A 13,483-nucleotide genomic window follows, 5' to 3' on the forward strand; every position below is an offset into this window, starting at 1 on the left:
ATCTCGAGGCGCCCTGACGGCGTCCCCGGACCGACTCCATGGTGGCACCTCCTTCCGGCGAGGGCCAGAGCAGGTGGGTGTGACCGTTCAGGCACGCCGCGCGTAAGACGTCGGCAAAAGAATTCCGATACGAGACGGTCCCGTATCGGAATGGGGTTACTCTCGAAGGCATGACTTCCGCAGCCCCTGCCTCCCGGGTGCCGGAGGCGGTGCACCGGCGCCGCTGGGCGATCCTCGGTGTGCTGATGTTGAGCCTGCTGATCGTGGTGCTCGACAACTCGATCCTCAACGTCGCCATCAAGACGATCTCCACCCCCGAACCGACCGGTCTCGGCGCCACGCAGAGCGAGCTGGAGTGGGCGATCAACGCCTACACGCTCGTCTTCGCGGGACTGCTGTTCACCGCGGGCCTGCTCGGCGACCGGCTCGGCCGCAAGAAGGTGCTGCTCGGCGGTCTGGTCGTCTTCGGTGTCGGCTCGGCTCTGGCCGCCGGGTCCGGCTCACCCGTGGAGCTCATCGCGTTCCGTGCGGTGATGGGCCTCGGTGCCGCCTTCGTGATGCCCGCCACCCTCGCCGTCCTGATGAACGTCTTCGAGCGCGAGGAGCAGCCGAAGGCCATCGGTGTCTGGGCGGGTGGCGTGGGCCTCGCCATCGCCATCGGCCCCATCACCGGCGGTGTCCTGCTGGACCACTTCTGGTGGGGTTCGGTCTTCCTGGTCAATGTGCCGATCGTCGTCCTCGCGCTCGGCCTGATGCTCTGGCTGGTCCCCGAATCCCGCGACCCGAACCCGGGCCGTGTGGACCCCGTCGGCGTACTGCTCTCCGTCGTGGGTCTCGTGCTGCTCGTCTACGGCATCATCCGGGGCGGCCAGCTCGCCGACTTCACCGACGTCACGGTCCTCGGCGCCGTCGCGGCCGGTCTCGCCGTCCTCGCCGCGTTCGTCGTGTTCGAGAAGCGCAGCGACCATCCGTCCATCGACATCTCGTTCTTCCGGAACAAGGTCTTCTCCGCCGCCATCGGCGTCATCGGCCTGGTCTTCTTCGCGCTGATGGGCGTGACCTTCTTCTCGGTCTTCTACACCCAGACCGTACGCGGCTACTCCCCGCTCCAGACCGGCCTGCTGTTGCTGCCGCTGGCCGTCGCCCAGCTCGTGTTCGCACCGCGCGCCCGCCTCGTCGTCGACCGCTTCGGCACCAGCGCGGTGTGCACGGCGGGCATGCTGCTGATCGCGGGGACGCTGGCCGCCTTCGCCGTCCTGGACGGGGACACGCCGATCTGGCTCCTGGAGGTCGTCTTCTTCCTCATGGGCGCGGGCATGGCCCACGTCATGACCCCCCTGAGCGTCGTCGTCATGCAGGCCCTGCCCCGTGAGAAGGCCGGCTCCGCGTCCGCGCTCAGCAACACCTTCCGCCAGGTCGGCGGCGCCCTCGGCATCGCCGTCCTCGGCTCGGTGCTGTCCACCGCGTACCGCTCCGGCATCGAGGACGAGCTGCCGGCCGGCGCCCCGCACGCCGCCGCCGAGTCCATCGAGGCCACCCTCGGCCTCGCCGCCCGCCTCGGCGACCGGGGCTCCGCCCTGGTCGGCCCGGCCCACGACGCCTTCCTGCACGCCATGCACGTGACCGCGCTGTGCGGAGCAGCCGTGGCCGTCCTCGGCGCGGTGGCCATGGCCGTCTTCCTGCCGGGCCGGCCGAAGACCGGCCAACCGGACGGGAAGGAGGCCGCGTTGGCGGCCCAGGACCACTGAGGTTCGGCCAACGGGGCGGAGCGGGGCGCCCTTCGGGGCCGTGGCCGGGGGAGAATCACCCCCGGTGCGACGACAGAGACGGAGTGGACCGTGAGCCTCGCCGGAAGCCGGGCCCAGGACGGGCGGGCCAGGGACGTGGGCCCCGTGCGGGGGCGACCCCGCAGCGAGGCCGTGGAACGCTCCATCATCGAGGGCGTGATGAAGCTCCTGGAGGACGGCGTGCCGCTCGCCGAACTGTCCATGGAGCGGGTGGCCCGTACCGCCGGTGTCGGCAAGGCCACCATCTACCGCCGGTGGCGCGGCAAGGAGGAGCTCTTCGTCGACGTCCTGCGCGCCGCCGAGCCGCCCGACCCGGTGCTGCCCGGCACCTCCCTGCGGGACGACCTGGTCGTCCTGCTGGAGGCCGTCCGCAGGCGGGGTCTCGTCAACCGCTCCTCGGCGATCCTGCACAACGTCTTCGCCCAGATGAAGTCCAGCCCCAAGATCTGGGACGCCTACCACGCGAACGTCGTCGCCCCGCGCCGCCGGACCCTCGCCGACGTCCTGCGGCGCGGACGGGACAACGGCGAACTCCGCGCCGACGTCGACCTCGACCTCGTCGGCGACCTCGTTCTCGGCCCCATGCTCGTGCGCACCGTCATGCGCCCCGACTCGCCGCTCCCCGAGGACCTCGCGGAGGTCATGGTCGACACGTTGCTCGAAGGGCTGCGTCCGCCTGCGAGCTGAGTCACAGTGAATGTTCGCATTCCGTTACAGAGCTCACCCGTTGACGGCGGGTTCGGAACTCCGAACAGCGGGTTGTTCGTCCTCGTGCCCGTACGGCCGCCACACGGCGGCAGGACGGACGGCGATCATCCCCTAGGGTCTAGGGGGTGCCTCGAAGTCCCGCACCACACCCCGGTGTCGCGGACTTCCCGGCACCCCCCGGGTGCGGGGGACGGTGTGCACGGCAGGTTGTGAGGCAACGGTATGGCGCAGGCGTACATGACGGAGACGGGCGGCGGCACGGGCGATGGCCGCGAAGGATCCCGGCTCCGGCGCCTGCTCGGCCGATGGTTCGGCAGTTGGAGAGGCGACCGCAGGATCTGGCGGCGCGGCATGGTCGTCGCGGCCCTCGCCCTGCTCGTCGCGCTCGTGATGGTGCTGCACGCCCAGGTCCCCAACAGCGTGGGCAACCTGGGCAGTCTGACCGAGACCTTCCTGCCCTGGCTGGGCGTCGCGATCCCGCTGCTGCTGGTCCTCGCGCTGGTCCGCAGGTCGGCGACCGCGCTGATCGCGGTCCTCGTCCCCTCGGTCGTCTGGCTGAACATCTTCGGCGGACTCGTCACCAGCAAGACCGGCGGCGGAGGCGACTTCACGGTCGTCACCCACAACGTCAACGCGGACAACGCCGATCCGTCCGGCACCGCCCGCGACGTCGCCGCCTCCGGCGCGGACGCCGTCGCCCTCGAGGAGCTGACGGAGAGCGCGGTGCCGGTCTACGAGAAGGCGCTCGCGGCGACGTACAAGTACCACGAGGTCGTCGGCACCGTCGGACTGTGGAGCAAGTACCCGATGAGCGACACCAGGGCCGTCGACATCAAGCTCGGCTGGAAGCGCGCCATGCGCTCCACCGTGACCACCCCCGAGGGCCGGGTGGCCGTGTACGTCGCCCATCTCCCCTCCGTGCGGGTGAAACTGGAGGCGGGGTTCACCGCCCGGCAGCGCGACAAGAGCGCCGACGCGCTGGGCGAGGCCATCGCCGACGAGCCCATCCGGCAGGTCGTCCTCCTCGGCGACCTCAACGGCACCATGAACGACCGCGCCCTGAACGCCGTCACCGCCCAGATGCGCTCCACCCAGGGCGCGGCCGGCAACGGCTTCGGCTTCAGCTGGCCGGCGGCGTTCCCGATGGCCCGGATCGACCAGATCATGGTCAGGGGGCTGGAGCCGATGGCGTCCTGGACCCTCCCGGAGACGGGCAGCGACCACCTGCCGGTGGCGGCACGGGTGACGATCACCACGTCCGACAGCTGAACCCGCAGGTCAGCGGGGTGGGAATGGAGATCCCGGAGAGTTTGTTCCGTCAGTGAACATATAGTGGGGAAGGCATCCCTCCTTCCCCCTGCCCTCCGTCTCCTCGAAAGGCTTTCCCATGCCCTTGGCCCTGCTCGCCCTCGCCGTAGGAGCCTTCGGCATCGGTACGACCGAGTTCGTCATGATGGGCCTGCTGCCCGACGTCGCGGCCGACCTCGGTGTCTCGATCCCCACCGCCGGCCATCTGGTCTCCGCGTACGCGCTCGGCGTCGTCGTGGGCGCCCCGCTGCTCGCGGCGGCCACGGCCCGTATACCCCGCCGCACGGTCCTGATCGGGCTGATGGCCCTGTTCGTGGCCGGCAACGCGCTCTCCGCGCTCGCCCCCGACGAGCACTGGCTCCTCGCCGCCCGGTTCCTCAGCGGTCTGCCGCACGGCGCCTTCTTCGGCGTCGGAGCGGTCGTCGCCACCGGGCTGGTCGCACCGGAGCGCAAGGCCCGCTCGGTCTCGCTGATGTTCCTCGGGCTGACGGTCGCGAACATCGCCGGTGTCCCCGTGGCGACGCTGGCGGGCCAGGAGTTCGGGTGGCGGGTCACCTTCCTCGGCGTCAGCGCGATCGGCCTCGCCGCGATCGGATCGCTGGCCGCGCTGCTCCCGCACGACAAGGAAGCGGCCCCGCGGACCGGTCTGCGCGGCGAGCTGGGCGCCCTGCGCTCCCTGCCCGTCTGGCTGGCCCTCGGCACGACCGTCGCCGGTTTCGCCGCGCTCTTCTCCGCCTACAGCTACATCACCCCGATGCTCACCGACTCCGCCGGGTACGCCGACAGCAGCGTCACCCTGCTGCTGGCCCTGTTCGGGGTGGGCGCCACCATCGGCAACCTGGCCGGCGGCCGTCTCGCCGACCACTCGATGCGGGGCACCCTCTTCGGCGGCCTGGCCTCCCTGGTCCTGGTCCTCGCGCTGTTCCCGGCGCTCATGTCCGACCGGTGGAGCGCGGCCCTGGCGGTCGTCCTCCTCGGCGTCGCCGCGTTCGTCACCGGCTCGCCCCTCCAGCTGATGGTCATGGAGAAGGCTGCCTCCGCACCCTCCCTCGCCTCCTCCGCCAACCAGGCCGCCTTCAACCTCGCGAACGCCGGCGGCGCCTGGATCGGCGGCCTCGCCCTCTCCCTGGGCCTCGGCACCACGTCCCCGGCGGCCGTCGGGGCGGGCCTCGCCGTCCTCGGCCTCGGGGTCGCCGCGGTGGCCTACGCGGTGGACAACCGCCGCGCGACGCCTGCCCGGTCCGCACAGCAGCCCGGGGGCCGCATGGTGGCGTCCCACGTACCGGGCCGGGAGTCGGAGACGGTGCGGGGCTGAGGCATCCTTCCCCCCGATCCCCGCGTCCCGCCGCGATTCGGTGGCGCGCGGCGCGGTTTTCGGCTTCGGTGGGGGAGGACCGTTCGGCCGGACGCGTCGGCGGTTCGAGTGACGCGCGCACGGAGGCGTGCGCCCCGTGACGGGTGACGCCTCCGCGATCCCGCCCCTCGGCGACTTGGAGGACCAGGATGGACTTCTCGCTCGAAGTGATTCCGCTGCCCGTGACCGACATCGACCGCGCCCGGGACTTCTACCGGGACAAGGTCGGCTTCCATGTCGACATCGACCAGGAGGTCATGCCCGGCATGCGCATCGTCCAGCTGACGCCGCCGGGATCCGGTTGTTCGATCGCGCTGGGCGACGCGATCTGGGACATGGCCCGGGGCCCCAAGCCGACCCCCGGCTCCTACCAGGGCCTCCAGCTCTGCGTCGCCGACATCAAGGCCGCCCGCGCCGAACTCGTCGAACGGGGTCTGGACGTCTCCGAGCCCGTTCAGTACGCCCCCGACGACGGCGCCACGTTCATGTACTTCACCGACCCCGACGGCAACGGCTGGGCCGTCCAGGAGTACCGCCGCCGCGCCACGGAGCCCCTGCACCAGGTACTGGCGGACCTGGCCGCGCGGGAGCGGTGAGGGCGCCGCTCGCGCGGCGTGGCCCGACAGGGAGTGACCGCGGTGGTCCGCCTCCCGGTCACTCCTCCTGGGAGGCGAACGCCAGTATCGCCGGCCCCGCCTCTCCCAGCGTCGGGAAATGACGGTGGGCGGCGGTCGTCGGAGCCGGGGCGTTGACCGTCCACACCGTCATGCCGGCCCTCAGGCCCGCCTCGACCCCCGAGGGGGCGTCCTCGATGACGAGGCAGTCCTCGGGGCGGGCGCCGAGGCGTTCGGCGGCGAGCAGGTAGGGCACGGGGGACGGCTTGCCCTCCGTCACCGCGGCGGCGTCCACCAGGACCCGCGGTACCGGCAGGCCCGTACGGGCGAACCGCCCGCGCACCCGGTGCTCGTAGTTCGAGGTCACCAGCGCCCACCCGTCCGGCGGCAGTGCCGCCAGCAGTTCCGCCGCGCCCTCGAAGCAGCCGTAGACGCCCGACCGGACGTCGTCGTCCTCCAGTTCGTGCAGGACGGCCAGGCAGGTCGCCGGGTCCTCGTGCGGGGCCACCTCCGCGAACGTCTCCGACGGCCGCGTCCGCAGCGCGACCCCGTGGACCTCGGCGGCGTCCAGCCCGTACCGCCCCGCCCAGGCCGCCCAGACGCGGCGCTGGTTGTCCACCGCGTCGATCAAGGTGCCGTCCACATCGAAGAGGACGGCCCTGCGGGGGCCGGGCCGAGCTGTCTCGTCGTCGGTCACGCCGTGATCATGCCAGGCCTGGGGCGTTCCGGAACACCGCGTGAGGTCACGCGGGGCGCCCCACCCGCGCAGCACCACCTCACCGGCGACACGGCTCCACGCACGTACTGGGGTGTCGCCCTACGGCCGGGGTGCCGCCCCCCGTGCCTTCAGCAGGTCCGTCATCAGCGCGATCTCGGACTCCTGGGCGTTGACCATGCCCTTGGCCAGCTTCTTCTCCACGCCGACCGTGCACTTGGCGACGCAGCCCTCCGCCATGTGGACGCCGCCCTTGTGGTGGTCGGTCATCAGCTGGAGGAAGAAGATCTCGGCCTGCTTGCCGTTGAGCTTGCCGAGCTTCGCCATCTCGGCGTCGGTCGCCATGCCGGGCATCAGGGAGCCGTCCTCGCCGGAGGCCATGTCGCCCATGCCCATCCAGGCCATCGGCTTCTGCGACGACACCTTCGGCAGGCCCCACAGGTCGAGCCAGCCGATCATCATGCCGCGCTGGTTGGCCTGGGTCTGCGCGATGTCGTAGGCGAGCCGCCGGATCTCCTCGTCGTCCGTGCGGTCGCGGACGATGTACGACATCTCGACGGCCTGCTGGTGGTGGACCGCCATGTCCCGGGCGAATCCCGCGTCCGCCGAGTCGGCGGCGGGTGCCTTCAGCCCGGAGTCGTCGCCGTCGGCGACCGCGTATGTGATCGCCCCGGCCGCGACGAGTACCGCCGCGGCCCCGGAGGCGATCCAGCCGATGTGCTTCATCTGTCCCACTGTGCCAGGTCGCGTTCGGCCGTCGTCAGGAAACGCCGTTGGTGCAGGCGGCACCCGGCTCGGGCGTCTGCTCGCCCTGGACGAACTTCTGGAAGAACTTGTCCACGTTCGGGTCGGTGGCGCCGGTGACCGTGCGCTGGTGGCCCCAGGCGCTCAGCATGATCGGGTCCTTCTGGTCCTCGACCGGGCTCATCAGCGTGTACGGGGTCTTCTTGACCTTCTCCGCGAGCGCCTTGACGTCGGCCTCGGATGCCTTGCCGTTGTACGTCACCCAGACCGCCCCGTGCTCCAGGGAGTGCACGGCGTTCTCGTTCTTGATCGCCTCGTCGTAGACGTCGCCGTTGCAGTTCTGCCAGACCGGGTTGTGGTCACCGCCGACCGGGGGCGTCATCGGGTACGTGACGGACTTGGTGACGTGGTTCTGGGTGAGCTTGGTGCTCCACGTCCTGACGCCGTCCGCGTCCGTCGTGAACTTGCTCCCGCCCTTGGAGTCGCTCGCCACGTTGTTGCTGCCGCCGTCGTCGTTCGACTGGGAGCGGATCAGGACCGTGCCGCCGACGGCGAGTCCGGCGACTATCACCACGCTGGCGCCGATCGCGAGGATCCGGTTCCGGCGCTCACGGGAGCGCTCGGCACGGCGCATCTCCTCGATGCGCGCCTTGCGCGCCGCGCTGCTGGTGTTCTTGGCGGCCATGGGTTGAGTCCTTAGTGGGGGATGAGGCGGATGGGACAGGAGGACCAGCTGATCGTAATTTGATGGGCTCCCTCTCGTAAACGAGGGATCCCGCCTCCATGGTCCCGCGCGGGGCGGGTGGGCCGCGCGGTAATGACCAGGGTGTTACGGACGGGTGCGGCCGAGGTCGTATACCGGACGGCACGGGCGTTACGGATGGGGGCGCGAGCAGGCAAGATGGGCGGCAGAGGGGTTGAGCGGCGCGGCGGGCGGTACATCTGCCGTACGTGCGGCGTTCAGCCCGTGGTCGGTCCGCCGATCAAGGTGCGCAACACGCGTGAAATGGTGTTGTGGTGGGATGCTCAGACGCCCGACCGCATCCCGTCGCTCGGGAGCAGAACGGCCTGACCAGCAAGGAATGGGTGGAAGCGGAAGATGGACAAGCAGCAGGAGTTCGTGCTCCGTACCTTGGAGGAGCGCGACATCCGTTTCGTACGCCTGTGGTTCACGGACGTGCTGGGCTTCCTGAAGTCCGTGGCCGTGGCCCCTGCCGAGCTGGAACAGGCGTTTGACGAGGGCATCGGCTTCGACGGCTCGGCCATCGAGGGCTTCGCCCGGGTGTACGAGTCCGACATGATCGCCAAGCCGGACCCGTCGACGTTCCAGGTCCTGCCGTGGCGCGCGGAGGCCCCGGGCACGGCCCGGATGTTCTGCGACATCCTCATGCCGGACGGCTCCCCGTCCTTCGCCGACCCGCGCTACGTCCTCAAGCGGGCCCTGGCCAAGGCCTCCGACCTGGGCTTCACCTTCTACACCCACCCCGAGATCGAGTTCTTCCTGCTGAAGGACAAGCCGGTCGACGGCTCCCGCCCCACCCCCGCCGACAACTCGGGCTACTTCGACCACACCCCCCAGAACGTCGGCATGGACTTCCGCCGCCAGGCGATCACCATGCTGGAGTCGATGGGCATCTCGGTGGAGTTCTCCCACCACGAGGGCGCGCCCGGCCAGCAGGAGATCGACCTGCGGTACGCCGACGCGCTCTCCACCGCGGACAACATCATGACGTTCCGCCTGGTCATGAAGCAGGTGGCGCTGGAGCAGGGCGTCCAGGCCACGTTCATGCCGAAGCCGTTCTCGGAGCACCCGGGCTCGGGCATGCACACGCACCTCTCCCTCTTCGAGGGCGACCGGAACGCGTTCTACGAGTCCGGCGCGGAGTACCAGCTGTCGAAGGTGGGCCGCTCCTTCATCGCGGGCCTGCTGAAGCACGCGGCCGAGATCTCCGCCGTGACGAACCAGTGGGTGAACTCCTACAAGCGCATCTGGGGCGGCACCGAGCGCACCGCGGGCGCCGGCGGCGAGGCCCCGTCGTACATCTGCTGGGGCCACAACAACCGCTCGGCCCTGGTCCGCGTCCCCATGTACAAGCCCGGCAAGACGGGCTCGGCACGCGTCGAGGTCCGCTCCCTGGACGCGGGCACGAACCCGTACCTGGCGTACGCCGTCCTGCTGGCCGCCGGCCTCAAGGGCATCGAGGAGGGCTACGAGCTCCCGCCGGGCGCCGAGGACGACGTCTGGGCCCTCTCCGACGCGGAGCGCCGCGCGATGGGCATCGAGCCGCTCCCCCAGAACCTCGGCGAGGGCCTGGCCCTCATGGAGCGCAGCGACCTGGTCGCGGAAACCCTCGGCGAGCACGTCTTCGACTTCTTCCTGCGCAACAAGAAGCAGGAGTGGGAGGAGTACCGCTCCGAGGTCACCGCCTTCGAGCTGAGGAAGAACCTGCCGGTGCTGTAGGCGCAGGTCGGAGCGGGTTTCCCGCTGATTCGGCGAGTGGGGCCGACGGTCACGGACCGTCGGCCCCACCGCGTCTCACTACTCATGGGCCGTCTCTGGGCCGTCCGAGCGAAGGGCAACGCGGTAACCATCCTTGGTGCTCGTCCCCTTCGTGGCGTCGCAAGGTGTATCGGTGAGCGGATTAACGGAATAGGCCGGAAGAAGGGTGCTGCTTCAACTTTCTGCTTGTGGACGGCGCCTCTCCGGCGACTGATTCTTGCGTCCGTGGCCATCCGCCGGCGACCAACTGTTGCCATCTCGTAGCTCGCGAGGTTGGGCCTTGTCCGAGTTGCCTCTCCCAACTCGTGGGCGCATCCTGGGAGTACGGAACGGTCGCACGTGAACGGGCCAGGCAGGGGGCAGGGGAGGCCGGCTACGAGTTCCGTAGTTCTAGGCTACGCCCGTGCAGTAGGAGGGCTGGCGGCTGCAAGCTGAAACTCTCGCTGCTGGCGACCAGAATGCAAGGTCTCTGCGGGGAGATGTAGACGTGACTAGCACCAATCCGGAACTTTTCCCTATTCCGACCCTTGCTGTACACGCAGGTCGTGAGGGTCTCGATGAAGAAGGTGTGGGCGTTCCTGCAATCGACTTGTCGACGGCTAATCCTGTGCGTGACGTTGAGCACGGGGGTGAATCGTACGATGTCCTCGCACAGGGTGAGCGAATATTTGAAGGAGGGTCACACGTCTATCGTCGACTCTCCAATCCAACAGTGAACCGCTTTGAGCGGGCTGTTGCCCAAATGGACCGGTGTGACGACTCTGTTGCATTCGCTTCAGGGATGGCTGCTCTTTCTGCTTTCCTGCTTGTATTGCGTGCAAAGGGTACGCCGAACGTTGTGGCTGTGCGTCCGGTTTATGGTGGTACGGATCATCTCCTTACCGAGAGCATCCTTGGCACCGTTGTGAATTGGGTGGCTTCGCGTGAAATTCACCAAGCAGTCACCAGTGACACAGGTGCGGTTCTCGTTGAAACTCCAGCAAACCCGACCGTTCAGCTAATAGACATCGCCGATGTGGTGAATCAGGCTGGAAGAACTCCCGTCATCGTGGATAACACATTCGCGACGTCGGTCATACAACAGCCTTCCCGTCATGGTGCCCAGTTGACCCTCCAGAGTTCCACCAAGTATGTGGGAGGTCATGGTGACCTCATGGGGGGCACGATCTCAACTAATGACGAATGGGCATCTGAGCTTCGCAAGATGCGTGCGATTACGGGAGGGCTCCTTTCTCCCTTCGAGGCGTACATGCTCCATCGTGGCCTCCAAACCCTTCCGGTAAGAGTTCGAGCTCAGGAAAAAGGTGCCCAGGTCATAGCCAACGCGCTGAAGGAGCATCCGAGCGTACGTGAGGTCTTTTATCCTGGCCTGCCAGAGTGTGACCCCACGCATCTAGTGGGGCGACAAATGGATGGGCCTGGCGGTATGCTTGCCTTCGCCGTGAATGGCGGGTCCGGAGTAGCAGCCAAAGTAGCGGAGAAAGTAAGAGTAATCGCGCATGCGGTGTCACTGGGCAGCGTGTGTTCCCTCATTCAGCATCCAGCTTCGATAACGCACCGACTAGTCGAAGCACCAGCTAGGCCCCTCCCGGATGTTCTGCGCCTGTCAGTCGGGGTTGAAGACCCGGAGAGCCTAGTCGCTGATCTCGTCCAAGCTATCGAAGCGGCTGACGGGGAATAGTCACAGCTTTGCTTGCCACATCGGCCTGGGAGCATGAATTCTAGGAGGCTTCGGAGGGGCTCGCATGCTGGTGTCTAGGAGCAGCCGTCGATGAGCGATGGCTGCTCCTAGCCTCGATCTTTCGCGAGGGTCCACCGACTCCGTCGGCGGACCCTCGCGAAAGATCGAGGTTAAGGCCCGCGCACGGGGCGGACGCGCGCCGCCCTCTGCGGCGCGGCCCCCTAATGGTGCCGTAAGCAGGTGGGCATGTGGTGATCCGTAGTCGCTCCTGAGGCCTGACCTCTCAAGACAGAGTCGGCCCCACGTGCCTGCCCGCTCTGTGAAGCAGCGCCGGGGGTGGTGGGGCCGGTCCGCGCTCCTGCCTTCGTCCCGCGCGGACCGGCCCCGCCACCCCCGCTCGCACACAAACAGCGGCATCGTTGGCTCTCGTGGTCCAAGCCGCCGCCAGGGAACACCTCTCACCGCTCGGCGAACACTCCCAGTTCCACTGCTGACCGAGGCCCCTGACGACCGCTGGGATTGCGAACGGCTAATCGGATGACGGGCCCCGAGCCCTGCCATTAGGGAGACGCGCAACCCCGCCACGGCAACGACCCTCACCACCGGCACCCACCCAAGGACACCACCATGACCAGCGTGTTCTGCGGCATCGACTGGGCCACCGACCACCACGACATCGCACTGCTCGACGAAGCCGGCACCCTCCTGGACAAGCTCCGCATCGACGACACCCCACAAGGCCTCAGCCAGCTCCTGGACCTGCTGGCCCAGCACGGCGACAGCCCAGAGAACCCGATCCCGGTCGCCATCGAGACCTCTCACGGACTCCTGGTCGCCTGCTTACGCGCCACCGGCAGACCCATCTACGTGATCAACCCGCTCACCGCCGCCCGCTACCGCGACCGCTACGCACTCAGCCGCAAGAAGTCCGACCACCTCGACGCCAAAGTCCTGGCCCACATCCTGCGCACCGACCCCGCAGAACACCGATTCCTGCCCGCAGACAGCCACCTCGCACAGGCCATCACCGTCCTGGCCCGAGCCCACCAGGACGCCGTCTGGGACCGCGTCCAAACCGGCAACCGCCTCCGCTCCCACCTGCGCGAATACTTCCCCGGCTTCCTCACCGTCTTCCGCCACTTCCGCGAAGGCCTCGCCTCACCCGTCACCCGCACCCTGCTCGCCGCAGCCCCCACCCCCACCCAAGCCGCCCAGCTCACCCGCCCTCAACTACGAGCGATCCTCAAGAAGGCCGGACGCCAACGGGAGATCACCGGAGAAGTCGAACGACTCCACACCCTGCTCCGCGAACCACAGATGCACCAGCCACCCATGATCGAGCAGGCCATGGGCACCAAAACCCTCGCTCTGCTACGGCAGTTCAACGCGGCCTGCACCAGCGCCGACGACCTGGAAGCAGCCACCACCGCCGCCTTCACCACCCACCAGGACGCCGAAATCATCACCAGCTTCCCCGGCCTCGGCGCTCTGACCGGCGCGCGCGTCCTGGCCGAACTCGGCGACGACCACACCCGCTTCACCAGCCCCCGCGCACTCAAGGCCTACGCCGGATCTGCCCCCATCACCCGATCCTCCGGACGCAAGACCACCGTCCTGGCCAGGCACATCAAGAACCAGCGTCTCGCCTCAGCCGGCTACATCTGGGCCTTCGCCGCCCTCACCGCATCCCCCGGAGCACGGGCCCACTATGACCGCCGCCGCGGCCGAGGACCGACATGTCGCAGCCCAGCGCAACCTCTTCAACCGCCTACTGGGCTGCCTGCACCACTGCCTCACCCACCGCATCCCCTACGACGAGCAGACCGCCTTCCCCAACGCCGCTTGACTGATCAACCGCATCGGATGTCTGTCTGCGCCCCGGCTGGCCACGCCCGGCGGCGCGCTGCGTGCATGCTGGCGAGGGCGGGACGCCATCCGCGGGCACAAGATGAGCCGGATCAAAGTCCCGCTGATGTCGGCGTGGCTCTGGCCACCGGAGGCAGCGTGGTAGCCGCAGCTACGAAGACCCATGCAGCCCTCGCTCTTGCTGCTCATCCTTCACCAAACAGCCC

Annotated in this window: 10 protein-coding genes and 1 pseudogene; 8 read left to right on the plus strand and 3 right to left on the minus strand. The window is 68.7% G+C overall.

All coding sequences use genetic code 11. The features are described from left to right. The first annotated feature begins 170 nt into the window (after positions 1–170). The 5 genes from AC067N_RS00670 to AC067N_RS00690 all read left to right on the plus strand — a co-directional run bounded on the left by AC067N_RS00670 (position 171) and on the right by AC067N_RS00690 (position 5,753). Positions 171–1,748: an MFS transporter gene (locus AC067N_RS00670; protein WP_478676690.1), complete on the plus strand. Its 1,578-nt coding sequence runs from the start codon at positions 171–173 to the stop codon at positions 1,746–1,748. Between the two features lie 90 nt (positions 1,749–1,838). After that, positions 1,839–2,474 carry a TetR/AcrR family transcriptional regulator gene (locus AC067N_RS00675; protein ID WP_478676691.1) on the plus strand — a complete coding sequence of 212 codons (636 nt, stop codon included), beginning with the start codon at positions 1,839–1,841 and terminating at the stop codon, positions 2,472–2,474. Between the two features lie 372 nt (positions 2,475–2,846). Further along, a complete protein-coding gene (locus tag AC067N_RS00680; RefSeq protein WP_478677164.1) occupies positions 2,847–3,764 on the plus strand; it encodes an endonuclease/exonuclease/phosphatase family protein in 918 nt (305 codons plus the stop codon). A gap of 118 nt (positions 3,765–3,882) precedes the next feature. After that, on the plus strand, positions 3,883–5,118 hold the full coding sequence (locus tag AC067N_RS00685) for an MFS transporter (RefSeq protein ID WP_478676692.1): 1,236 nt from the start codon (positions 3,883–3,885) through the stop codon (positions 5,116–5,118). 188 nt (positions 5,119–5,306) lie between these two features. Next, positions 5,307–5,753 carry a VOC family protein gene (locus AC067N_RS00690; RefSeq protein ID WP_478676693.1) on the plus strand — a complete coding sequence of 149 codons (447 nt, stop codon included), beginning with the start codon at positions 5,307–5,309 and terminating at the stop codon, positions 5,751–5,753. A gap of 58 nt (positions 5,754–5,811) precedes the next feature. Here the strand turns inward: AC067N_RS00690 and AC067N_RS00695 are convergent, their stop codons facing one another. From AC067N_RS00695 to AC067N_RS00705, 3 genes are all read right to left on the minus strand, one after another. Next, entirely contained in the window at positions 5,812–6,468 is a 657-nt protein-coding gene (locus AC067N_RS00695) for an HAD family hydrolase (protein WP_478676694.1), read from the minus strand. A gap of 120 nt (positions 6,469–6,588) precedes the next feature. After that, positions 6,589–7,212, minus strand: coding sequence for a DUF305 domain-containing protein (locus tag AC067N_RS00700; protein WP_478676695.1), 624 nt, complete (start codon positions 7,210–7,212; stop codon positions 6,589–6,591). A 34-nt stretch (positions 7,213–7,246) separates the two neighbouring features. Beyond that, positions 7,247–7,915: a DUF3105 domain-containing protein gene (locus AC067N_RS00705; RefSeq protein ID WP_478676696.1), complete on the minus strand. Its 669-nt coding sequence runs from the start codon at positions 7,913–7,915 to the stop codon at positions 7,247–7,249. A gap of 414 nt (positions 7,916–8,329) precedes the next feature. On the opposite strand from AC067N_RS00705, the gene glnA reads away from it, so the two are divergent. From glnA to AC067N_RS00720, 3 genes and pseudogenes are all read left to right on the plus strand, one after another. Continuing rightward, positions 8,330–9,691, plus strand: coding sequence for a type I glutamate--ammonia ligase (gene glnA, locus AC067N_RS00710; protein ID WP_478676697.1), 1,362 nt, complete (start codon positions 8,330–8,332; stop codon positions 9,689–9,691). Between the two features lie 526 nt (positions 9,692–10,217). Beyond that, positions 10,218–11,411, plus strand: a complete 1,194-nt coding sequence (locus AC067N_RS00715) for a trans-sulfuration enzyme family protein (protein WP_478676698.1) — start codon at positions 10,218–10,220, stop codon at positions 11,409–11,411. A gap of 627 nt (positions 11,412–12,038) precedes the next feature. Continuing rightward, positions 12,039–13,257 (plus strand): annotated as a pseudogene (locus AC067N_RS00720) (IS110 family RNA-guided transposase). The last annotated feature ends 226 nt before the right edge of the window (positions 13,258–13,483 follow it).

The organism is Streptomyces sp. NPDC042364 (assembly GCF_056437585.1).

What these genes read in the sequence shown, in the direction of transcription:
- AC067N_RS00670 (WP_478676690.1), top strand. Translation starts at nt 171, where the DNA reads ATGACTTCCGCAGCCCCTGCCTCCCGGGTGCCGGAGGCGGTGCACCGG.
- AC067N_RS00680 (WP_478677164.1), top strand. Translation starts at nt 2,847, where the DNA reads ATGGTCGTCGCGGCCCTCGCCCTGCTCGTCGCGCTCGTGATGGTGCTG.
- AC067N_RS00685 (WP_478676692.1), top strand. Translation starts at nt 3,883, where the DNA reads ATGCCCTTGGCCCTGCTCGCCCTCGCCGTAGGAGCCTTCGGCATCGGT.
- AC067N_RS00690 (WP_478676693.1), top strand. Translation starts at nt 5,307, where the DNA reads ATGGACTTCTCGCTCGAAGTGATTCCGCTGCCCGTGACCGACATCGAC.
- AC067N_RS00700 (WP_478676695.1), bottom strand. Translation starts at nt 7,212, where the DNA reads ATGAAGCACATCGGCTGGATCGCCTCCGGGGCCGCGGCGGTACTCGTC.
- AC067N_RS00705 (WP_478676696.1), bottom strand. Translation starts at nt 7,915, where the DNA reads ATGGCCGCCAAGAACACCAGCAGCGCGGCGCGCAAGGCGCGCATCGAG.
- glnA (WP_478676697.1), top strand. Translation starts at nt 8,330, where the DNA reads ATGGACAAGCAGCAGGAGTTCGTGCTCCGTACCTTGGAGGAGCGCGAC.